Raw genomic sequence first — 20883 nt, 5'->3', positions numbered from 1 at the left:
AGCAGAGCCGCCGCCACATGACGGATTTGAATTCTAAATACGAGCAGAAGAACAAGATCAGCGTGCCACGCGTGTCGGCAAACGCCGCCGCCATTACCGTGCATGTGCTGATATTCATGATGCTCATGGCCCCTGTTTCTGCGCCGGACACCAAAAAAGGCGAAGACACCATCACCTTGGTTTCGTTTGCCGAGCCACCACCACCACCACCACCACCACCACCACCGCCGCCGGATCCGCCGAAAGAATTGAAAAAACAGATTATCCAAACGACGCCGCAGAAAACGCCGCCGCCGCCGGATGAGCCGCCAATGGTTTATGACACCCCGGGTCCGATGGACACCCAGTCGCCGCCGACCCCGCCCGCCCCACCCGCCGGCCCGCCGGCAGATTTCGGCGGCGGTGATGTCGATGCCTCGACCCGCGCCCAGTATCCGATTAAATACCCACCGGCCGCGGCCCGTGCTGGCGCCACGGGTACCGTTGTCATTCAGGTGACTTACGATGCCAACGGTACGGTACTCGATGCCTCGGTGCATAGATCCAGCCGAAACCGCGATTTGGACCGTGCGGCCTTGGCCGGCATCCGGAAATGGAAAATCAATCCAGGTAAAAAGAATGGTCAGCCGGTTGGCGGCACTGCTCTGGTAAGCGTTGACTTCACGATGTAAATTGACAGTTGTACCGTATTTTCTTCATTAACTAACTTATAAAGGTATTCCTTATGTTGCAGGACCTCATTTTAACCGCTACTGCCGCCGCTTCCGCTGCGGGCGGATCGTCCAACAACGCTGAAGCCCTGCAGCAAATGGGTTTCAGCCACATGGTGCAGAACATGGACGTGGTCGGCTGGGTGGTGCTCATCACCCTGATCGTCATGTCCATCGGTTCATGGTGGTACACCGTGATGAATGCGATCAACAATGGCCGTATTGCCGCCAACGCCGATCGCATCATTGAGACCTTCTGGTCCATCAAGAACCCGCGGGAAGCCCGTCAGTTTCTGGAAGAGCAGAAGTCCAATGAGCCGTTCTCGAAAATTGCTCTGGACTCCATCGAGGCCGCTTCCCACCAGGAAGGCAATGCTTTGGCCCAGAGCCTGAGCAAATCCGAGTTCGTCGACCGCGCTCTGCGCCAAGCCGTCACCCGTGAAAGTGCCAATATGGAAAACGGCCTGACCTGGCTTGCCACCGTCGGTGCGACCGCCCCGTTCGTCGGCCTGCTCGGTACCGTCTGGGGCATTTACCACGCCCTGATCCGCATCGGCGCCACCGGCCAAGCATCGATTGATGCCGTTGCCGGCCCGGTCGGTGAAGCCTTGATCATGACCGCTTTCGGTCTGTTCGTCGCGATTCCGGCGGTGGTGGCTTACAACGCCTTCAATCGCAGCAACCGCAACATTTACTCGAAGTTCGACACCTTCGCACACGATCTGCACGATTTCTTCGCGACCGGCTCACGCGTCGGCAGCAAGTAATCCACTCTCCGTCCGAGGACTCCAGTCATGGCTTTCAGTTCAAATTCCAGCGGTGGCCCGATGGCCGAAATCAACGTGACCCCTCTGGTCGACGTGATGCTGGTGCTGCTCATTATCTTCATGATTACCGCGCCGTTGATGGCGCACAAAGTGAAGGTTGAGTTGCCGACCGCATCGCTGGACAAGAAGCCGGAAATCCTCGTGCCGCCGGTCACCGTCGCCATCAGCAACAATGGCGACGTGTTCTGGAACGATCAGCCGATGGGCAGCGTCTCCGATCCGCAAGGCCTGAAAAACCGATTGGAGGTCAATCTGGCCACCAATCTGGCCAAGGAGCCGCAGCCGCAGGTTGATATCCGTGCCGACGAAGACACCAAGTACGAGAAGATCAAGACGGTCGTCACCATCATCAGGGAGTCCGGCATGCGTAAAGTCGGCTTCGTGTCGATGCCCGAGCGTAACTAAGGAAGTAAGACTATGGCATTCAGCTCCAACTCATACGGCGGCGCAATGGCCGACATGAACGTGACCCCCTTGGTCGACGTCATGCTGGTGTTGCTGATCATCTTCATGGTGACGGCGCCGCCGCTGTCGTATCAGATCCAGGTCGATCTTCCGCAGAAGTCGACGGTAGATCCGCCGAAGGAAAAAGAGCCGCCGGAGCCGATTGACATCCATGTCCAGGCCGGTGGCACCGTGGCCTGGAACGGCAGTCCGGTACCGATGGCGACTCTGCAAGCGCAATTCAACGTGGAAGGCGCGCGTGACGTGCAGCCGACCATCAACATCACCATCGACCCAGAAGCGGAATATGAAACTCTGGCGAAGGTGTTGGCGCGGACCAAGAACGCCGATCTTAAAAAGATCAGCTTCCAGGAATGAGAACACGCCCCGCAAGGGGCGTTTTTTTTAAGATGAACTTTTCCTATAAACTTGGCCTCGTACTTTTGACGGTAGTTCTGACGGGCTGTGTTGCCGTCAGCAAAAAACCGGATCTGGAGGCGCTGTACAGCACGGCCTACATGAATGAAACGGGCGCGCCGCTGATTGTCATTCCCGGCATCATGGGCAGCACCCTGGTCGATGCCTCAGGAAAGGAAGTCTGGCCGGTATCGGTCAATAATCTCGCATTCACCCGCTATGACGAACTCATGCCCAATGCCACCGATGGTGTCCGGGCAGGGCGCCTGTTCGATGAGATGGCCGGCATTGATTTCTACGGCAATCTGGTCAGCGTATTGGAAAGTGCCGGAAAATACCGGCAGGCGAGCCTCGGCCAGACCGTTGCCGATAAAAGCCAGCGCCGCCTTTATGTATTCACCTATGATTGGCGCAAGAGTAATTTCGAAGCGGTTGATGGCCTGCATGCCTTGATCGAGCAGATCCGCCGTGATTACCGTGATCCGGGCTTGAAGGTCGACATAATCGCCCACAGCAACGGCGGCTTGATCTCCCGCTACTATCTGCAGTATGGACCGCAAAGCGTCGATAAACGCCCGGCCCCGAAACCCTGGTCCGATGGTGGCCAGCGCATCCGTCGGCTGGTGATGCTGGGAACACCCAACTTGGGATCCATCATCAGCGTCAAGCGACTGTATCAGGGCTATGACATGGGTTTGCGCACCGTGCCGGCCGACATCATGGCGCATTTTGCCACACCCTTTGAAACGCTGCCCTTGCCGGGCACGGTTGCTCTGATCGATGCCAACGGAACACCGGTGCCACTTGATCTTTATGACATCGGTCTCTGGGAGCAGAACCGCTGGTCGGTTTTTTCGGTGGAAACCGAAGCCCGCATGAATACTCGCGCGCTGGCCGCCGCCCAAGCGGTGTTCCGAAACAATTTGAAACAGGCCCGTCACTTCCAGGCCGCGCTTGCCATACCGATGGTCGACACATCAGCCGAGGTCGCCCTGTTCGGCGGAGATTGCAACCAGACCGAGTCGCGAGCAGTGCTCGAAGGGGCTCGCGGAAGTTATCATCTTGCCTTCAGTGAAGAGAAAATCAAGTCCCGGCGCCAGAACGTCAATTATCAAGGGCTGCTGTCTGCTGCGGGCGACGGCCTGGTCACCCGTGAATCGGCATCGGCACGCAAGGCCTTCGATTATCTTTCGACAGCTCCGCGCCAGGAGCTGTTTCCGGTGGCCCAGACCACCTTCTTCTGTGAGCGCCACAGTTTGCTGACCGGCAACCCGTTCTTCCAGAACAATCTACTCTATTTCATCTTCCACTGAAAATCGATGCAATAACCGCTTTATTCAGCACCCAAGCCCCGATATAATAGGGTGTTCCCCAGATTCGGGCCACGGCCCAGACAGGTGTTTTGTGCGTAATCACGATCTAGTGTTCATGAAAAATTTTGCCCAAATCATCGCCGCTTTGGTGCTGATTACCGTCCTGCTGATTATTGCCGGCATTTATTTCAATGGAAAACGCCCTGCCGAAATAACGCCGGCGCAACAAGCTGCGACCCAGGCGCGCATTGCACCGGTTGGCGCCGTGTATGCCGGACAGACCGGCGCCGCGGCACAGGCTGCCGCCGTTGCCGCCGCTGCCGAAGCAGCCAAAGGCCAGGTGGCCTATGGCGGCACCCTTGATGGCGGTGAAATCTACGGCCAACTCTGCGCCGGTTGCCATACCGCCGGCGCTGCCGGCGCTCCGAAACTGTTGAAAGCCGAGTGGGGCGCACGTCTGGCCCAGGGCAACGATCTGCTGCACAAACACGCCATCGAAGGCATCCGCGCGATGCCGGCCCGGGGTGGAAATCCGTCACTCACGGACGAACAGGTCATTGCTTCCGTCGATTGGATGATCGGCAATCTGAAGTAATTGTCCCGCCTCTGATGCAACGCCGCCTTCGGGCGGCGTTTTTGCATGCTTTATACTGGAATGATGATGGCTTTTCCCGTCGCCAATGCCGAAGTCATGTTGCCCGGGCCCGCAGGTGGCTTGCAGGCGCTTGTCGAATTTCCCCAGGATTCAACGGAGTCGACTCCGGTTGCGGTGATCTGCCATCCGCATCCGCCGGATGGCGGAAGCATGCACAACAAAGTCGTCAGCACGCTTGCAAAAGCGTTTACCGACAGCGGCTACATCGCTGTGCGTTTCAACTTCCGTGGCGTCGGCGCTTCCGAGGGCCGCTATGACCAAGGCCGTGGCGAGTTGGCAGACTGCAGGACCGTCATCGACTGGGCGCTCGCCCAGCGCCCTCAATCGCCCTTGGCCTTGGCCGGATTTTCATTCGGCGCGTGGGTGGCACTGAAAGCCGCAGAATTCTATTCGCCGGTGCGGATGGTTTCCATTGCGCCGCCGGTCGGTTTCCGCGACTTCGGCGACGTCCGTCCGCCCTCTTGCCCTTGGCTCGCCGTGCAGGGCGAGGCCGATGAAATCGTACCTCCGGCCGGGGTGCTGGCATGGTTGAATGCGCAGAACCCTGCACCGGAAATCGTCGCAATGCCGGAGACCAGTCACTTTTTCCATGGCAAATTGGTGCCCTTGCGGGAACACGTGAAACGCTTTCTGCAGGCCTTGCCGTTATGACGCCCCGCCCCGCCGGACAGCGCTATGCGGACATGGTCGCCACCGGCGAGATCCATGCCGACCCGGCACAGCTGGAAGTCCTTGCCTATCTTGAAGCGTTGGCTAAAGGATTGCGCAAAGCACAGCACCGGCCGTGGTGGAAGCGTTTTTTCGGTCCGCCGGCAGCAGTCAAGGGGCTTTATCTTTGGGGGCGTGTCGGGCGCGGAAAAACCCTGCTGACCGAACTGTTTTTGGAAGATCTGGGCGATATCCCGCATCAGCGATGGCACTTCCATCGCTTTATGAATCATGTCCATCAGCAGCTTGCCGGCATGCCGGAGACCGCCGATACACTGGCGGTACTCGCGAGCAATATCGCACGGGAATGCCGTTTGCTGGTTCTGGACGAGTTCTTCGTTTCCGATATCGGCGATGCCATGATCCTTCACCGCCTGCTCGATCAATTGATCCGCAGACAGGTTACTTTCATCACCACGTCGAATGTGCCGCCGGACGAACTTTACCCGAACGGCCTGCAGCGCGAGAGCTTCCTACCGTGCATTGCCCTGCTCAAGCGCGAATGTGCGGTGATGGTTCTGGAAAGCGCGCAGGATTATCGGCTGCGCACCTTGAACCAGGCGCGCACCTATGCACTTACGGCCGATGCCGACAGCAGGACGTTGCTTGCCGAGCAGTACCGGCGGCTGAGCGGTCGTGCGCCTCTGGCGGGGTTCATCGAAATCAACCAACGTGATATTCCCGTGCTTGCGCTGAGTCCAGGCGTCGCCTGGTTCACGTTCGACGCACTCTGCAACGGGCCGCGTTCGAGTGCCGATTACATCGAAATCGCCCGTGATTTCCATACGGTGTTGTTGTCGGATGTGCCGCTCTTCAATGAAAGCAACGAAGATGCCGCGCGACGCTTCGTCTATCTGATCGACGAACTGTACGACCGTCACGTGAATCTGTTGTTGAGCGCGGCCGCCGATCCTTTGTCGCTTTATGCCGGCCAGCGCCTTCAGCGCGAGTTCGAGCGTACGGCGTCACGCCTGATGGAAATGCAATCGGAAGCCTATCTGGCCAGCGAACACCGGCCCTGATCGGCCGTATTGCGTGCTCGGTCACAGAAAGCCGACACGCCGCACCGCGCCGTTTTTCCCTGTGATAGCATGGCAGAATCCATCTGTGGAGAGTTTCTATGCGTCTGAACTTCCTTGTCCTCGCCGTGACCGCAGCAATGCTGCCGCCCGCCGCCGTGCACGCCTTCGATGTCGATGCCTGGGCCAAGCCGGTTGATGCCAAGGTGCTGGAATGGCGTCGCGATTTCCACCAGTTCCCCGAGCTCGGCAACCGCGAGTTCCGGACCTCCAAGCGTGTTGCCGAACATCTGCGCAGCCTCGGCCTGGAAGTGACCACCGGCGTCGCGCACACCGGCGTCATTGCCGTGCTCAAAGGCGGAAAACCCGGCAAGCGCATCGCCCTGCGCGCCGACATGGATGCGTTGCCGGTCACCGAAAACTCCGGCCTTCCGTTCCAGTCCAAACAGACCGCCGAATTCCGTGGCGAAAAGGTCGGCGTGATGCACGCCTGTGGCCATGATTCACACACTGCCATTTTGATGGGGGTGGCCGAGGCCATGGCCAAAAACAAAGCCGAGATTGCCGGCGACATCCTGTTTATTTTCCAGCCGGCCGAAGAAGGTCCGCCCGATGGCGAAACCGGCGGCGCCGATCAGATGTTGGCGGAAGGAATTTTCAAATCCTTCAAACCGGAAGCGGTGTTCGGCCTGCATGTGTTTTCCACGCTCAATGCCGGCCAGCTCGGCTATCGTTCCGGCCCGCTGATGGCCGCTTCCGACCGCTTCAATATCGTGGTCAAGGGCCGGCAGACGCACGGTTCACGCCCCTGGGGCGGCGTTGATCCGATCGTGGCCGCCGCGGAAATCGTCACCAGTGCGCAGTCCATCGTGTCGCGCCGGCAGAATCTGACCAAGCAGCCGGTGGTCGTCAGTTTCGGCGCCATCAAGGGCGGTATCCGTTACAACATCATTCCCGATTCGGTGGAGCTGATCGGTACCATCCGCACCTTCGACGACGAGATGCGTACACAGGTGTTCAAGGATCTGGCCAATGTCGCCGAGCACGTGGCCGCCGCACATGGGGCCACGGTAGTCACCAAGATTCCGGATACCGTCGGCAATCCGGTCACCGTCAATGATCCGGCATTGACGGCCAAAGTGCTGCCGAGCCTGCAGAAAGTCGCCGGCAAGGATGTCGTGGAAATGACGCTGACCACCGGCGCCGAGGATTTCGCCTATTACGCCAAGGAAGTCCCGGGCTTTTTCTTTTTCGTCGGCGCTACGCCGAAAGGCCAGAATCCGAATACAGCCCCCAGCAATCATTCGCCGCAGTTCTTCCTGGATGAGTCCGCACTCCCGCTCGGCACCCGCGCGATGCTGCAGATCAGTCTCGATTATCTCGCCGGGACGCCCTGATGTTCCAAGACAGTCTTCTCGGTAAACCGGCCGAATACACCGGCCGCTACGATCCGCGCCTGCTGTTTCCCATCCCGCGCGCCGATGCCCGAGAAGGCCTGGACATCCTCGAGCCGTTGCCGTTCTTGGGTCAGGACATCTGGAATGCCTATGAATTGAGCTGGTTGGATAAGTCCGGTCGGCCACGTGCCGGCCTTGCCGAAATAGTGGTACGTGCCGACTCCAGCCACATCATCGAATCGAAAAGCTTCAAGCTCTATCTCAACAGTTTCAACCAGACGCGCGTCGGCGACAGCGAACGACTGCGCCAGATGCTGGTACAGGACCTGTCCGAGGCCTGCGGTGTGCCGGTCAACGTAACGATTCTGCCGGCGACCGCCAATCACGCCTTCCCCGTCGATCTGTTCAATGGTGAAGTCATCGACGATCTGGAAGTCGACATCAATTATTACGGTCCGCCAGAGCCCTTGTATCTTTCAGTCAGCGGCGACAACCAGATCAGCGAGTCGCTGGTCAGTCACGTGTTCCGCTCCAACTGTCCGGTCACCAACCAGCCGGATTGGGCCAGCATTCAGATCCGTTACCTCGGCCGCCGCATCGAGCGAGAAGGCCTGCTCCGCTATCTGGTGTCGTACCGCACCCACAACGGCTTCCATGAAAACTGCATCGAGCACATCTTCATGGATTTGATGCGGCAGTGCCGGCCCATGCAGCTGTCGATATACGGCCGTTTCACCCGGCGTGGCGGACTCGACATCAACCCCTACCGCTGCACCGAAGGCATGGGTATGCCGGGCAACATCCGCTTGATCCGCCAATAGCGGATCAGCGGTCGCGGCTGCTCAGATAGCGTTCGATTTCGATGCTGTTATGCCAATGCAACAGCCCGCTGCCGGCCGCGATCAGCCCGAGCGTCGCGGAAAGTACGATGAAAGCGATGTTCATGGCGCGCCCTCCTTTGAGGATTAACGCCATTCGGCGCTCATTGTCTAGAGCATACAATCCAATCTGAATGACGGCCTGGCGCAATGGCCGAAATACGGTCTGAACTCCGCTATCATGGAATGCCCAGTCCCTGATCTTCAATGACCATGTTCAAAGTGATTGCTGCGCTTGCCAGCGCCCTGTTCATCAATTCCGTGTTTGCCGCCGACACCGTCAATTACCAATTACGCATCAGCAATGCCGCCCAGCACACGGCTGAAGTCCGTGCCCGCTTTCCGGGCAGCGCGAAACCCAATCCGATCGTACAGCTGCCGAACTGGCGGACCGGACGCTACGAAATCCTGCCACTGGCCAATGGACTGCGCCATGTCGCCGCGAAAACCGCTGATGGCAAGACCGTGGCAATCCGGAAAACCGATAAGGCGAGTTGGCAACTTGATCTGCCGGCCGGTGTCCCGTACGAAGTGTCTTATGAGCTCTACGCCAACGAGCTCGGTCTGCGTACCCGCCACATTGATGATTCCCATGCCTATCTGAATGCCAGCGCGGTGTTTGTGTACAGTCCGGAGTTTCGCACCAACCCGATAACGGTCTCGCTCTCGGTGCCGGACGGCTGGCAATCACGCTCGGGCATGCCTTCGGGGAGCTGCGGCCATTGTTTTACCGCCGCTGATTACGATGTGCTGACCGACTCACCGATTGAAACCGGCATCCACCGCTTCTACCAAACCAAGGTCGATGGCAAGCCCATCGAGCTGGCGATCTGGGGCAACGGCAATCACGATGGCGAAGCCATGCTGAAGGATTTCGCGGCGATCAGCAAAACCACCAACGCACTGTTCGGCAGCACTCCCTATGACCGCTATCTGTACATCGTGCACGCTACCGACGGCGCCCGCGGCGCCACTGAGCACGTGAATTCCACGATTATCCAGGTCGAGCGCTGGAGTTTTCAGCCGCGCAGCGAATACCTGAAGTTCGCGCGCACCGCCGCCCATGAGTTTTTCCACACCTGGAACGTGAAAGCCTATCGGCCTTCCGAAATGGTGCCTTACGATTACCAGAACGAAAACCACAGCAACCTGCTGTGGATTTCCGAGGGCCACACCAGTTACTTCGAGAACCTGATTGCACTGCGCGCCGGCGTGCAAGATGAAAAGCAGTATCTGGGCGATGTCTCCAGTACGCTGGACGCTTATTTGCGAACGCCGGGCCGCTTCGAGCAGAGCGCCAATGAATCGAGTTTCGATGAATGGATTCAGCCGAACGGCGACCGACACGCCAATGCCTCGGTCAGCATTTATCCGAAAGGCGAGATGCTCGGTTTGGCCATGGACCTGATTCTGCGCAAGGAAAGCGGCGGCAAAAAAAGCCTGGCCGATGTCCACCGCGGGCTCTGGCAGAAACATAAAGTTTCCCAAGGTGGCTTTACCGAGGCCGATGTACTGGCGCTGCTGCAACAGGCGTCCGGCCGAAGCTGGCAGGATTTCTGGAACCGCTATGTGATCGGCACCGAAGAGCTGCCACTGCTGGCGCTGCTGAAAGATGCCGGTATCGATTTCGTTGCCGACAAGAAACCCGATGACGGCAAGCCGTTCTATGCCTGGGGCTTGAGTATTGCGCCCGGCGATGATGGTGCGTATGCCAAGGTGACGGCCGTTGAAAAAGACGGTCCCGCCTGGAAAGCGGGCATCACTGCCGGTGATACCCTGATTGCGGTCAATGGCAACCGCTTGAGTGCGAAGAATTTCGCGGCGCGCAGCCAACAGTTCGGCGGCGGTGCGTTGACCGTCGATTATTTCCGCCGGGACGCCAAGGCCAGCGCCGTGCTCACGCCGAAGCGCCAGGACGGCGCCGCCATGAAGCTGCAGTTCAATGATAAGCCGAGTGCCGCGCAGCTGGCCCTGCGCAAGGCCTGGCTCGGAAACTAGTTGGGCGTGTTGAGGTGGCCGGTTTTGGCCACCACTTCCGCCATCGCCAGCTTTTCGATCTCGGTCAGATGCGGATTCCAGGTGTCCATCAGCAGGATGACGCGCGGCGCAGTGCTACGGTTCCAGGCTTCGTGCAAGTAGGTGTCGTCGAAAGCGGAGCAGCTGCCGGCCTTGCCCGGAATTTCGGTGTCGAGCACCTTCAGCGCGCAGTCCTTGGGTACGATCAGGGGCAGATGCACCACCGAACGGATGTTGCTGGTGCCGTAATGCGGCAGGATATGGCTGCCGGCACCCAATACAGAAAAACAGATTTCCGGGGCATGACCCACGATACGCACCAGCGGCAGGGATTCCAGCGCCGCTGACGTCTGCGGGCAGGTGGCATGATGGGCATCGTAGCGCTCGCCGTGGCGGTAGAAGAAAAAGGCATCCCAGGCCGGTTGCGCGCCGCCCAGATAATCGGCCGCGCGGTCGTTCTCGCCCAGGGCCAGAAACGGCGACAATCCGTCCTTCGCCACCAGCACAGCATCGGCTTCGGCACGTATTTCGGTAAAGGATGCTTCCAGAGCGTCGAACCAGGGAAACAGCTCGCGTGCGAATACGGGCGAATCTGGCAATCCGGGGAAATACAGGAAGGTCGGCTGCTGTTTCGGATTCGGTGAGTGCACCGTTTCAAATCCGAGTATGCCGCGAACAGCTTGTTCAACACGCTGCAGTTCGTTTGCGGCAAAGCGGGCGCGTAACGGCGCCATCAGGGCTTCGTGGATTTCCTGTCGGCCGCGATTGGCTACTGTGATTGCATGGGCGATGCCATCAGCCAGCCATTCCGGTGTGCTGGCGGCATCCAGCCAAAGGCCGGCACGCTGCGCTTCACTCAGTGCCTGCAAGTAGGCTTTAGTCGCTTCGTCATGGCGGTGTTGCCGCTCCAAGCACTGGCCAAGATGCAGTCGCGCGGCATGCATTACCGGTGCCAGTTGCAGACAGTGCTCGAATGCTGCCGTCGCCTCCGGCCACTGCTCCAGTGCCATCCGCGTCAGCCCCATGCTACGCCACAGCGCAGGCTTGCCGGGCGCCACCCGCAGGGCTACCGACAAATGCTCGATGGCGATTTCCGGTTTTGCGGATTGCATCGCCACGCGTGCCAGAAATGTCCGAGCTTCGACATTGAAGGCATCGTTTTCCAGCACCAGCGCGAACGCTTTTTCGGCCCGTGCATCGCCATTGCCCGCATATTGGCGGGCCTGCTCGAGCAGGGCGACGTTCAGTGCCGACATGCTTATTCCTTGATGGCTTCGATGAACAGCGAGTAGTGACGGTCGCCGTGTTTGGCACTGGCGATTTGGCTGTGTTCGTCCACACGTAGCGCGCTATGAGTGCTGGCCATATAAGTCGAAGGCAGGATGGTCTTGAAGCCGGCGCGCTGCAAGGCCCGTATCAGTGTCTCTTGGTCGTAACCGAACTTGTGTGCCTCGAACAGCCAGGCCGGATCCGGTCCGGCACCGGCGTAGGCGAGGAAGTGTTCCAAGCGTGTGGCTTGACCGTCGCCTGCGCCCCAGTGTTCGACGCGGTCGCGGAAAAATCCGGTATCGCCGTCCTGATAGGCGGCGATGCACTGCGCGATATCCGGCACCACGATGCGCACTACGCCACCTGGCTCGAGAATTCGGTGGATATCCTGTAGCAGCGCCATGGCGTCAGTCGGATAAAACAGATGTTCCAGCAGGTGCGAGAGGAATACATAACGGCATTGGCCGTCTACGAACGGCAGACCCCAGAGCACATTGGTCGACAGCTGGGCCGGGAATACATCAAGATTGATCCAGCCATCGAGCACGTAAGGGCCGCTACCGATATGCAGTTGCAGAGCACGACTGTGCTGGTCCACGCCCAGACCTTGCAGTTGTTGCATCAAATATGGACCGCGCAGACCTTGCAGATCAGCACGCAGCTGTTCGATCAGCTGTTGGATCTGCATCAAGCGTGCGTTGACGGGCGCCGTGCCGCGGGCTTTGGCGGCCTGTTCGGGAAACGGTCCGAGGCCGGACAGATCGCAGGCCAGTTCGAACACCGACTGCATCATCGCCTTGCTGAGCTGCCGGTTACGCTCGGTCAATGCCGCGAACTCGTCCATGCTCAGAACAGGAAGTAGGTGGACAGGATGTATTTGTCGTTGCTCACCGGCTTCTGGCCGATGTGCAGGAACATCCAGTAGGGAGGGAAAATCACCAAGCGTCCGGCTTTGGCTTGCACGGTGATGCCGAGTTCGGGAAACTCGGTGCCGCCGCCGACTTCGACATCGTTCAAATACCAGAGGAACACCAGGTAGCGGTGCGCGACCTGTCCAATCGCGTCGAAATGTAGCTGAAAGCGCTCGTCACCGGTGGCGCGGTAACGCTTCATCACCAGTTCGCTGATTTTATCGGTCATCGGAATCGGAATCGGCAGTTGCAGCGCTTGGTTGTAGAGCCCGGCGTGCCGGTGCATGTTTTCCAGAATCATCACCCGGAAGGCCGCATCCGACAGCGGGTCCAGATTCAGTTCGGTCCAGCCACTGTCCTCATGGCCGGGCCTAACGCCGCGACCATTCGGGCGCTGGAAGCGGGCCAGAGCATGGAAGGAATCGAGCATTTTTCGGCACAGTTCCGGACTGAACGCGCCATCGAACACCTGGATGTGGCGACTCAAGCGGTCGGTTTCGGTCAGTGTGTTCACGGTAAACTAGTCTTCCCAGAATGCTCTGCCAATCATAACTCCTTTTGCCATGACCAAAGCGCCGCCATCCGTGCCGAGCCTGCCGGAAGCCTATCAGGCACTGGCTGCGGGACATGTCGCCGAGGTGCTGATCTGGAGCGAACGTGTCCAAGCCACGGGTGCCGCAGCATTGTCGTGGAAGACCCTGCGTGCCGTGGCTTTGAGTCTGTCGCAACGTCCACAGGACGCGCTGCCGGAATACCAGTGGCTGTGCGCGCAGGAGCCCGGCAATCCCGCGCACTGGTCGAATCTGGGCAATTGCCTGTGCGAACTCGAACGCGAGCGTGAAGCGCTCGAGCCCTTGCAGAAGGCATTGCTGCTGGGCGCCACCGAGCCCGCCCTGCATTTCGGTCTGGCGCGTGCCTATGCCGCCGACGGTCAATTGGAACTGGCACGGCGCCATATCGAAACCGCCATCGCGCGTGACCCGGCCGATGCCGAATTTCCGCTGCTGCAGCTGCGCATTCTGCAGGCGCAGGACCGCTGGCCGGAAGCGCAGCAACTCGCCGAACAGCTGCAGGCGCGGTCTTTGCACGAAGGTCAACGCATCGATCTGGGCTATCTGCTGTTCCGCGGCCAATGGTACGCGCAGGCCATCGCCCAGTTCAGCTCGCCGGTGCCGGATTCCAATCTCGCCATCGATGCCCGCATCGGTTTGGTGATGGCCTTTGAGCGTACCAACCGGATGGCCGAGGCCGAGACCTTGCAGGCGACACTGCATGAAACCGCCGTCAGCCATCATCCCAAGCTGTTGGACAACTTCCTGCAGATGCAGGCCAAAATGGCCATGCGCCGCAAAGACTACCCGCAGGCCCGCATGCTGTTCGAACGCATCCTGACGGCGCTGCATGCCGATCCGGTCCTGAAGCTCGGTCTGCAATTCGAATACGCGGCCGCTTTGGACAGGTGCGGTGACCGCGATGCCGCCATGGCGGTGCTGCAGGCCGCACATGCAATGCGCCGCGGCCTTATCAGCCGTAGCCATCCGGCATTGCAGGACAGTACCGAAGCTTTCGCGGTGCTCGAGCACCCGGTGCCGCCCTGGAATCCGGCCGTACACGTCCGCGATACCCACACCGATCCGGTGTTCGTGGTCGGCTTTCCGCGCTCGGGCACGACCTTGCTCGAACAGCTTCTGGATGCGCATCCGGAATTGGTGTCGTTCGACGAGCAGCCGTTTCTGCAGCATCTGGTGCGACGCATCGGCGGGGATGGCGGTGATGTCTGTCAGTGCATAAACGCATTGACGCCCGAACAGGCGGCCGCCGGGCGTGCCGCCTATTTTGCCGAAGTGGCCGAGGTGGCGCCGGGCGTAATCAGTCAGCGCGCCGTTGACAAGAATCCGCTGAACATGGTGCGCCTGCCGCTGCTGCAGAATTTCTTTCCGCGCAGCCGCATCATTCTCGCCGTCCGCCACCCCTGTGATGTGGTGTTGAGCTGTTACATGCAGAATTTCCGCGCGCCGGCCTTCGCGCTGACTTTTGAAACCCTGGAAAGCACCGCCCAGATGTACGACCGCGTATTCGCGCATTGGACTGCCGCCGCCGAGCAGCTGCAGCTGCCGGTGCTGGCTTGGAAATACGAAGATCTGATCGCCGACAACGAAGGCCGGTCGCGCGCGCTATTCGATTTCCTGCAGCTGCCTTGGCAGGATTCCCTGCTGGCCTTCACTGAGCGCGCCAAAGAGAAAGGCGCCATCAAGACGCCTTCGTATACGCAGGTGGTGGAACCGGTCAACGCCCGCGCGGTCGGGCGCTGGCAGGCGTATGAAGCCTATTTCACACCGGCCGTGATGGCGCATTTGGCACCGTGGATCGCCCGCTTCGGTTACTGAGCCGCCTGCGCCGCCATCCATGCGTCCATATGTTTTTCCAGTGCATCGAGTGGAATCGAGCCGGTGCCGAGCACTTCATCGTTGAAAGCGCGCAGATTGAAACGGCTGCCGAGGCGGCCTTGCGCGCGCGCGCGCAGTTCTGAAATCTTCAGCTGGCCGATCTTGTAGGCGAGGGCCTGTCCGGGCCAGCCGATGTAGCGGTCGATTTCATTGACGATGTCCTGTTCGGTTTTCGGTGCATTGGCCTTGAAGTAATCGATGGCCTGTTGGCGCGTCCAGCCTTTGGCATGCATGCCGGTATCCACCACCAGTCTTACCGCCCGCCACATTTCGTAGGTCAGTTGGCCCATGCGGTCATACGGGTCATCGTACAGGCCCATGTCGTAACCGAGCTGTTCGGCATACAGCCCCCAGCCTTCACCATAGGCCACGAAGTAGGCAGTACGCCGGAACATCGGCATTTCCGGCAGCTCCATCCCGCGTGCGAATTGGAAGTGATGGCCGGGCACGGCCTCATGCAGGCTCAGCGCCATCATTTCCCATTTCGGCCGGACTTCCGGTTTGTACAGATTCACATAATAGAACCCAGCCCGACTGCCATCGGTGGCGCCGGGCTGGTAATAGGCGGTGGTCACATCCGGGGCGATGCTGGCCGGAATCGCCCGTACGCCATAGGTCATGCGCGGCAATACGTTGAATACTTTCACCAGCTCCGGATCGATGCGTTTCGACATCGCTTGATAGGCTTCGAGCAAGGCCTCCGGGGATTTATAGAAGAAGCGCGGATCGCTGCGCAGGTAGTTGAAGAATTCCGGCAGACTGCCTTTGAATCCGGTTTCGGCCTTGACTGCTTCCATGCGCGCGCGGATGCGTGCGACTTCCTTCAGGCCGATGCCGTGGATCTCATCGGCGCTGATATCGGTGGTGGTGTAATAACGCGCCAACAGGTCGTAATAGGCTTTGCCATCGGGCAGGTCGGCAGCAGCGATGCTGGTGCGCGTGGCTGGCAGGTATTCGTCATTGAAATAGCGCCCGAGCGCGGCATAGGCCGGCACGACTTTCCCGGTGATGACCGCACGGGCTTCCTTGGACAGTGCCGCGCGCTGCGTGGCGGTGAACGATTCCGGATAGCGTTTGAACGGCGCATAGAAGCCGCTTTTCTCCGGATCGGAAACGACCTGCGCTGCGATCTGCGCCGTTACCCGGGCCATGATTGCCTTCGGCGGCGTGCGCCCGCTGCGCACGCCTTCACGCATCAGCGTGATGTTCTGCTCGATCAGGGCCGGCAGTGCATTCAAGCGTGCCAGCCAGTCGCGGTAATCCTTTTCGGTCGTGAAGGCCAGCAGCTCAGTGATGCCGTCGGCGGTCTGCACCCCGCCCTGGTGGGTCATCGGCATCAGGTATTCGCGGAAGGGCTGGCGTTCGATGTCTTTTTTCAGCAGCCATTCGAAGGTGTCGTAATGGAGCTGGTCCGCTGCACTCAGGCTCTTGCGGTCGATGGCGTGCAGACGGTCCATGGCGGCGCGATCGGCGGCCTCGCTGTCGGCAATCGCCTTCAGGCTCAGATCGGACCAGCGGTCGTTGAAGCGTGTGTCGCCATTGTAGGAGGCGTTCTCCGGGCTTTCGCGCATGCCGCGTTCCCACTCATCGGCGAACAGCCGGTGCAATGCGGGGTTGCCCGTATCGGCATGTGCCGCCGGTATCAGCGTGAAGAGCAGGAACAAAAGGGCCGTAAATCGCATGAGTGAGCCTCCCGGGTTGGTTTCCAAAGTGTATCAGCAACGCCCGAAAAAAACCGCAGCCCTAAGGCTGCGGTTTCGTTTCGGATCATGGAGGATCAGAAGTTGACGGTCAGGCTCGACCAATAGTAACGGCCGACGGTGTCGAAGGTGCGTTCGTCGGTGTTGCCATTGAGCGAATTGTTCTGGTACAGAATCGGCGGTTGCTTGTCGAACAGGTTGTCAATGCCGAAACGCAGCTTGATCTTGTCGATGGAAACGCCAGCCTGCAGGTTGTGGTAGGTCACAGCGCCGATGGAGAACTGGCAGCCTGGGCTGCCGGAAGGCAGGCCGAGATTGGCACAGGTGCCGTCCGGTTCGGTGCTGCCGACGGTGAAGCCATCAACGAAACGCATGGTCCAAGACACGTCGAAGATGTCCTTGCTCCAGCCCAGGTTGGCCAGCGCGCGCCACTGGCTGTAGTTGCCGAGCCCGCCGTTGGCCGAAGACAGGAAGGTACCTGCGTTTTCCTGCTGCTGTAGCACATCGCCGTTGTAGATCACGTCCACATCGAACTTGTCGAGGTAGGTCGCATCCAGGTTGGCACGGAACTTGCCGAACGAGGTGTCTTTGCGGTATTTGAAACCGATATCGACACCGGAGGTGTCGTACTTGCCGACGTTGGCTTTGCGGTCGAAGATGATTTCCATTTCACCGTTCGGACGGCGGCTGAACAGCGAGCACAGCGGCGATGGATCGGCGGTACTGCTGTTGAAGCAGATGTTCAGGATGTTCTGCGAGCCGATCGGATTGATGGCGCCGTCGAGCTCGGCATTCCAGAAATCGACGGTAGTCGAGAAGCCATCGAACCAGGACGGTTCATACACGAAACCGACCGTGATCACTTCGCCTTCTTCCGGCTTCAGGGTGGCATTGCCGCCCTTGATGGCGTTCAGCTGGGTGTCGGTCTGGCCGAACGAACCGTCGGCGACGACATTGGTACAGGCCGGGTTGGTCGAGAGGCCGCCGCCGGTCTGAGTGATGCCGTTACAGGGATCCGCGAACGTATCCGACGACGCGAACTGGCCGCCGTACAGATCATTGATGGTCGGTGCCCGGAACACTTCGGCGTAGGTACCGCGGAACAGCAGTTGTTCCGAGGGGCGCCATTCCAGACCCAGCTTGCTGTTGATCGAGTTGCCGAAAGCCGAATAATCCGACCAGCGGGTGCCGATCGAGGCATTGAAGGTTTCAGTGACCGGAATCAGCACTTCGCCGTAGATTTCCTTGACGGTCAGCTCGCCCCTGGTCGCTGAGGTACACAGTTCCGAGGAAATGCCGCAGGTGTAGCCGGCGTTCGGATCAATGATGGCCGCATCGAAGGGGTTGAAGTCGAGGAAGTTCTTGCGGTATTCCACGCCCACGGCGGCCTGCACGGTGCCGGCGCTGAGTTCGAACAGGTCGCCGCTGAAGTTGGCCTGGAAGCCCTTCTGAGTTTCCAACGATTTGTGCAGCACGTCCAGACTGATGGCATCGAGAGCCGCCAGTTGGGCCTGACCGGCTGCGGTGGTCGGGTCGAAATTACCGACGAAGTCAATCGGCGTGCAGCCCGGAATCGCGGTGGTGAAGGTGCCGTCGGTGTAGCAGATGCCACCCTGCGACGGGCCGAGGCCTTTGGCCAGCGCAGCGTAGTCGATGTAGCCCTGATTGTCGTTCTTCTGGTTGATTTTCCCATAGCCCACACTGAAATCCCAGGACCAGGAGCTTTCACCGATGCCGCCTTTCAGGCCGGCATTGAATTGCGACACGTCGGTCACGTATTCATAGCGACGGTTTCCAAGGCGGCTCAGACGCAGGCGGATGTCGAATACATCCTGACCCCAGACATTGTATTGGTTGTACTGCGACAACGAGATGCCGTCGGAAAGGCCATCGAACGGCAGCGGTGCAATCTGCGAGGCCGAGCGGGTCTTGTTGGCGAAGGCATCGACATACGCGGTGATGTTGTCGGTGATGTCGAAGTTGGCGGTTACAAATAAGCCCGAACGTTCTTGCGGCGTCAGCTGCAGATTGCCGACGGCTTGATAGTTGAACGCATCACGCCCGAAGTTCCAGCAGCGGAAATCTCCGGTGGTTGTCCCCGGCGTTGCCGGATCGAGGGTCACCGAACCGCAGGGGTAGCCGGTTACGAAATAACGGCCGGTAATGGCGCGGCTGGAACCGCCCTGCACCACGCCGGTGCTGGAGGTCGAGCCCAGCGACAACGCATAGTAGGAATAGGCGCGGGCCGAGGCACGCACTTCGTCCTGCTTGTTGTAATTGGCGCTGACGATGATGTTGCCGCGATCACCCGAGGCGCCCCAGGTGACGCTGGCGCCTTGGCGCTGACCGTCGTGGCGCGAGGAAATGCCGAAATCGACGCGGGCCTCAAGGCCGTCGAAATTGGATTTCAGGATGAAGTTGACCACGCCGCCGACCGCGTCGGAACCGTAAATCGCCGAGGCGCCGTCTTTCAGCACTTCCACGGTCTGCACCATCGACATCGGGATGGCGTTGACGTCGCGGGTGACGATACGGCGGCCATTGACCAGGATCAGAGTGCGCTCGTCGCCAAGGCCGCGCAGGGACACGGTAGCGGCACCGGTGCCGCCGGTGTTGTTGACGGCCGGATTGGTGGCGGCGCCGGCAACGGCCGGAATATCCTGCAGGAAGTCGCCGATGGTCAGCGCGCCGGTCTTGTCGATGGCTTCGCGTTCAAGCTGGAATACCGGGCTGGCAGTTTCGGCGTCCACGCGCTTGATGCGCGAGCCGGTGACCTGCACGGTGTCGATGGTTTTAGCTTCTTCTTGGGCCTGGGCCTGGGCGGAAGGCGTCAGCATGGCGCCGGTACCCAGAATCAGGGCACTGTGCACGGCAGCACTGAGCTTTTTACGATTGATCATGAGATATCACCCTACGCAGATATAGTTGTGGTTGAAGCGCTCGCCCGGATGCGGGCGAAAATAAAATAAAGACAGGTCTTGCAGTTCATTATCAAGAGTTTTTTAACACTTTGTCGAGCGCATGCCGTAAAAAACCGTTAAATTCCTTGACAAGCTCGTTAAAATTGACTGTTCTATAGGGTCTACGGGGGAATAAACCAATGAGCGATCACAAGACTTCGGCGCGTACCGGATTGAATGCACTACTGATTCTGGCATTTTGTCTGGCGTTGGCGGCGTGTTCTGACAAGAAAGACGAACAGGTCGCCGCCGAAGGGACCGCGAAAGTCCATAAACAGAAAATTCAGACGTCAATTGACCGGTTGGTCCAGTTCCCGGAAAAAGACCTGCGCGCGAATGCGCGAACTGCTGTCATGGAGCAACGTTGGGTCAAGCCCAGCGGCAACAGCGCTTTGGAGTATTACCTTGCCTTGCGCCAGAAACTGAAAACCCCGGATGAGTCGGTGGAAACCGCGATTACTGACATTGTCCCGTATGCCGTTATCGGCATGGATCAGGCCATCGCCAAATTCGACGACCGCGAGGCCCTGCGTTTGGAGGGCTTGATTCGTCTCGCTGACCCCAATGCCCCGGCCTTGGCGCGTGTCAAAACCGATTTGGAAAAAATGAAAGCTCGTGAGGCCGAAGCGGAAGCGAACGCGGCAAGCGAAGAAGAAGACAAGGCCGCTACTGATGCCAAAGCCTTGGCCGATGCCGCCAAAGCCAAGGAAGAGGCCGCTAGAAAAGCCAGAGAAGCCGCAGCGGAGAACCAGCCCGTTGCCCAAGCGCCGGTCGTACAAGCACCAGCCCCGGTGGTGCAGGCCCCGGTACCTGTCGTGCAGGCGCCGCTGGAACCGGTGGCTCAGCAACCGGCCGCCAAGGCCGCCGTGGTGCCAATCAGCACGCCGCAGCCGCCCTATCCGCGTGAAGCCTTGGCATCAGGCACCAAGGGCGAAGTGGTTGCCGAGATCACCATCAACGGCGCCGGCGATGTGACCGGTGTGCGCATCATCAGCGCTTTGCCGCGCAATGTCTTCGATAAAACCGTGCAGACCACCGTTCGTCGCTGGAAATTCCGCGGCAATGGCGAGACCACCACCATCCGCCGCACTTTTGCATTCAACTGATGCCCGAAGTCCACTTTGAGTTGGAAGGTGAATTCATCGAGCTCAACCAGCTGCTGAAGCTGGTCGGGCTGTGCGACAGCGGCGGCATCGGCAAGCAGATTGTGGC

At 59.5% G+C, this 20883-nt stretch carries 19 protein-coding genes; 14 read left to right on the top strand and 5 right to left on the bottom strand.

Annotated features, from left to right (window positions below; genetic code table 11):
* Nucleotides 1–17: 17 nt before the first annotated feature.
* The 11 genes from ACIQ1A_RS03550 to ACIQ1A_RS03500 all read left to right on the top strand — a co-directional run bounded on the left by ACIQ1A_RS03550 (nucleotide 18) and on the right by ACIQ1A_RS03500 (nucleotide 10366).
* A complete protein-coding gene (locus ACIQ1A_RS03550; RefSeq protein WP_395769689.1) occupies nucleotides 18–671 on the top strand; it encodes an energy transducer TonB in 654 nt (217 codons plus the stop codon).
* A 53-nt stretch (nucleotides 672–724) separates the two neighbouring features.
* A complete protein-coding gene (locus ACIQ1A_RS03545) occupies nucleotides 725–1477 on the top strand; it encodes a MotA/TolQ/ExbB proton channel family protein (RefSeq protein WP_395769688.1) in 753 nt (250 codons plus the stop codon).
* A 27-nt stretch (nucleotides 1478–1504) separates the two neighbouring features.
* Nucleotides 1505–1942, top strand: coding sequence for an ExbD/TolR family protein (locus ACIQ1A_RS03540; RefSeq protein ID WP_395769687.1), 438 nt, complete (start codon nucleotides 1505–1507; stop codon nucleotides 1940–1942).
* Between the two features lie 12 nt (nucleotides 1943–1954).
* On the top strand, nucleotides 1955–2359 hold the full coding sequence (locus ACIQ1A_RS03535; RefSeq protein WP_395769686.1) for an ExbD/TolR family protein: 405 nt from the start codon (nucleotides 1955–1957) through the stop codon (nucleotides 2357–2359).
* 32 nt (nucleotides 2360–2391) lie between these two features.
* Nucleotides 2392–3711 carry a hypothetical protein gene (locus ACIQ1A_RS03530; protein WP_395769685.1) on the top strand — a complete coding sequence of 440 codons (1320 nt, stop codon included), beginning with the start codon at nucleotides 2392–2394 and terminating at the stop codon, nucleotides 3709–3711.
* A 91-nt stretch (nucleotides 3712–3802) separates the two neighbouring features.
* Nucleotides 3803–4306, top strand: a complete 504-nt coding sequence (locus ACIQ1A_RS03525) for a c-type cytochrome (protein ID WP_395769684.1) — start codon at nucleotides 3803–3805, stop codon at nucleotides 4304–4306.
* Between the two features lie 45 nt (nucleotides 4307–4351).
* A complete protein-coding gene (locus tag ACIQ1A_RS03520) occupies nucleotides 4352–5017 on the top strand; it encodes an alpha/beta hydrolase (RefSeq protein ID WP_395769683.1) in 666 nt (221 codons plus the stop codon).
* Nucleotides 5014–6096, top strand: a complete 1083-nt coding sequence (zapE, locus tag ACIQ1A_RS03515) for a cell division protein ZapE (RefSeq protein ID WP_395769682.1) — start codon at nucleotides 5014–5016, stop codon at nucleotides 6094–6096. The genes ACIQ1A_RS03520 and zapE overlap by 4 nt, the downstream gene beginning before the upstream one ends.
* 137 nt (nucleotides 6097–6233) lie before the next feature.
* Complete coding sequence (locus ACIQ1A_RS03510; protein WP_395769830.1) at nucleotides 6234–7490, top strand: M20 family metallopeptidase; 1257 nt, start codon at nucleotides 6234–6236, stop codon at nucleotides 7488–7490.
* On the top strand, nucleotides 7490–8311 hold the full coding sequence (gene queF / locus ACIQ1A_RS03505; protein WP_395769681.1) for an NADPH-dependent 7-cyano-7-deazaguanine reductase QueF: 822 nt from the start codon (nucleotides 7490–7492) through the stop codon (nucleotides 8309–8311). Before ACIQ1A_RS03510 ends, queF begins: the two co-directional genes overlap by 1 nt.
* 264 nt (nucleotides 8312–8575) lie before the next feature.
* On the top strand, nucleotides 8576–10366 hold the full coding sequence (locus ACIQ1A_RS03500; protein ID WP_395769680.1) for a M61 family metallopeptidase: 1791 nt from the start codon (nucleotides 8576–8578) through the stop codon (nucleotides 10364–10366).
* On the opposite strand, the gene ACIQ1A_RS03495 is transcribed toward ACIQ1A_RS03500, so the two are convergent.
* From ACIQ1A_RS03495 to ACIQ1A_RS03485, 3 genes are read right to left on the bottom strand one after another with little or no spacing between them, the layout of a single operon-like run.
* A complete protein-coding gene (locus tag ACIQ1A_RS03495; RefSeq protein WP_395769679.1) occupies nucleotides 10363–11640 on the bottom strand; it encodes an aspartyl/asparaginyl beta-hydroxylase domain-containing protein in 1278 nt (425 codons plus the stop codon). The genes ACIQ1A_RS03500 and ACIQ1A_RS03495 overlap by 4 nt on opposite strands.
* Before the next feature lie 2 nt (nucleotides 11641–11642).
* Nucleotides 11643–12497: a class I SAM-dependent methyltransferase gene (locus ACIQ1A_RS03490; RefSeq protein WP_395769678.1), complete on the bottom strand. Its 855-nt coding sequence runs from the start codon at nucleotides 12495–12497 to the stop codon at nucleotides 11643–11645.
* A gap of 2 nt (nucleotides 12498–12499) precedes the next feature.
* Nucleotides 12500–13078 (bottom strand): 2OG-Fe(II) oxygenase, encoded by a 579-nt coding sequence (locus ACIQ1A_RS03485; protein WP_395769677.1) that lies wholly within the window; start codon nucleotides 13076–13078, stop codon nucleotides 12500–12502.
* Between the two features lie 49 nt (nucleotides 13079–13127).
* On the opposite strand from ACIQ1A_RS03485, the gene ACIQ1A_RS03480 reads away from it, so the two are divergent.
* Nucleotides 13128–14951, top strand: a complete 1824-nt coding sequence (locus ACIQ1A_RS03480; RefSeq protein WP_395769676.1) for a tetratricopeptide repeat-containing sulfotransferase family protein — start codon at nucleotides 13128–13130, stop codon at nucleotides 14949–14951.
* On the opposite strand, the gene ACIQ1A_RS03475 is transcribed toward ACIQ1A_RS03480, so the two are convergent.
* A complete protein-coding gene (locus tag ACIQ1A_RS03475; protein WP_395769675.1) occupies nucleotides 14945–16693 on the bottom strand; it encodes a DUF885 domain-containing protein in 1749 nt (582 codons plus the stop codon). The genes ACIQ1A_RS03480 and ACIQ1A_RS03475 overlap by 7 nt on opposite strands.
* 95 nt (nucleotides 16694–16788) lie before the next feature.
* Nucleotides 16789–19611 carry a TonB-dependent receptor plug domain-containing protein gene (locus tag ACIQ1A_RS03470; RefSeq protein WP_395769674.1) on the bottom strand — a complete coding sequence of 941 codons (2823 nt, stop codon included), beginning with the start codon at nucleotides 19609–19611 and terminating at the stop codon, nucleotides 16789–16791.
* A gap of 200 nt (nucleotides 19612–19811) precedes the next feature.
* Here ACIQ1A_RS03470 and ACIQ1A_RS03465 point away from each other — a divergent pair, with 200 nt between their 5' ends.
* On the top strand, nucleotides 19812–20777 hold the full coding sequence (locus ACIQ1A_RS03465; RefSeq protein WP_395769673.1) for an energy transducer TonB: 966 nt from the start codon (nucleotides 19812–19814) through the stop codon (nucleotides 20775–20777).
* Nucleotides 20777–20883, top strand: a 107-nt coding sequence (locus ACIQ1A_RS03460) for an RNA-binding S4 domain-containing protein (RefSeq protein WP_395769829.1), incomplete at its 3' end; no start/stop codon positions are given. The genes ACIQ1A_RS03465 and ACIQ1A_RS03460, both read left to right, overlap by 1 nt.

Origin of the sequence: Arenimonas sp., from assembly GCF_044353605.1 — a bacterium.
GTDB lineage: Bacteria > Pseudomonadota > Gammaproteobacteria > Xanthomonadales > Xanthomonadaceae > Arenimonas.
The sequence above is the reverse complement of the archived record's forward strand: the minus strand, read 5'-3'. Positions and strand labels throughout refer to the sequence as shown.

Excerpts from the sequence above, each read along its gene's own strand:
- ACIQ1A_RS03475 (WP_395769675.1), bottom strand. The coding sequence starts at position 16,693 with ATGCGATTTACGGCCCTTTTGTTCCTGCTCTTCACGCTGATACCGGCG.
- ACIQ1A_RS03480 (WP_395769676.1), top strand. The coding sequence starts at position 13,128 with ATGACCAAAGCGCCGCCATCCGTGCCGAGCCTGCCGGAAGCCTATCAG.
- ACIQ1A_RS03500 (WP_395769680.1), top strand. The coding sequence starts at position 8,576 with ATGACCATGTTCAAAGTGATTGCTGCGCTTGCCAGCGCCCTGTTCATC.
- ACIQ1A_RS03465 (WP_395769673.1), top strand. The coding sequence starts at position 19,812 with ATGAGCGATCACAAGACTTCGGCGCGTACCGGATTGAATGCACTACTG.
- ACIQ1A_RS03490 (WP_395769678.1), bottom strand. The coding sequence starts at position 12,497 with ATGGACGAGTTCGCGGCATTGACCGAGCGTAACCGGCAGCTCAGCAAG.
- zapE (WP_395769682.1), top strand. The coding sequence starts at position 5,014 with ATGACGCCCCGCCCCGCCGGACAGCGCTATGCGGACATGGTCGCCACC.
- ACIQ1A_RS03530 (WP_395769685.1), top strand. The coding sequence starts at position 2,392 with ATGAACTTTTCCTATAAACTTGGCCTCGTACTTTTGACGGTAGTTCTG.
- queF (WP_395769681.1), top strand. The coding sequence starts at position 7,490 with ATGTTCCAAGACAGTCTTCTCGGTAAACCGGCCGAATACACCGGCCGC.
- ACIQ1A_RS03540 (WP_395769687.1), top strand. The coding sequence starts at position 1,505 with ATGGCTTTCAGTTCAAATTCCAGCGGTGGCCCGATGGCCGAAATCAAC.
- ACIQ1A_RS03510 (WP_395769830.1), top strand. The coding sequence starts at position 6,234 with ATGCTGCCGCCCGCCGCCGTGCACGCCTTCGATGTCGATGCCTGGGCC.
- ACIQ1A_RS03470 (WP_395769674.1), bottom strand. The coding sequence starts at position 19,611 with ATGATCAATCGTAAAAAGCTCAGTGCTGCCGTGCACAGTGCCCTGATT.
- ACIQ1A_RS03520 (WP_395769683.1), top strand. The coding sequence starts at position 4,352 with ATGCTTTATACTGGAATGATGATGGCTTTTCCCGTCGCCAATGCCGAA.
- ACIQ1A_RS03495 (WP_395769679.1), bottom strand. The coding sequence starts at position 11,640 with ATGTCGGCACTGAACGTCGCCCTGCTCGAGCAGGCCCGCCAATATGCG.
- ACIQ1A_RS03545 (WP_395769688.1), top strand. The coding sequence starts at position 725 with ATGTTGCAGGACCTCATTTTAACCGCTACTGCCGCCGCTTCCGCTGCG.
- ACIQ1A_RS03535 (WP_395769686.1), top strand. The coding sequence starts at position 1,955 with ATGGCATTCAGCTCCAACTCATACGGCGGCGCAATGGCCGACATGAAC.
- ACIQ1A_RS03550 (WP_395769689.1), top strand. The coding sequence starts at position 18 with ATGACGGATTTGAATTCTAAATACGAGCAGAAGAACAAGATCAGCGTG.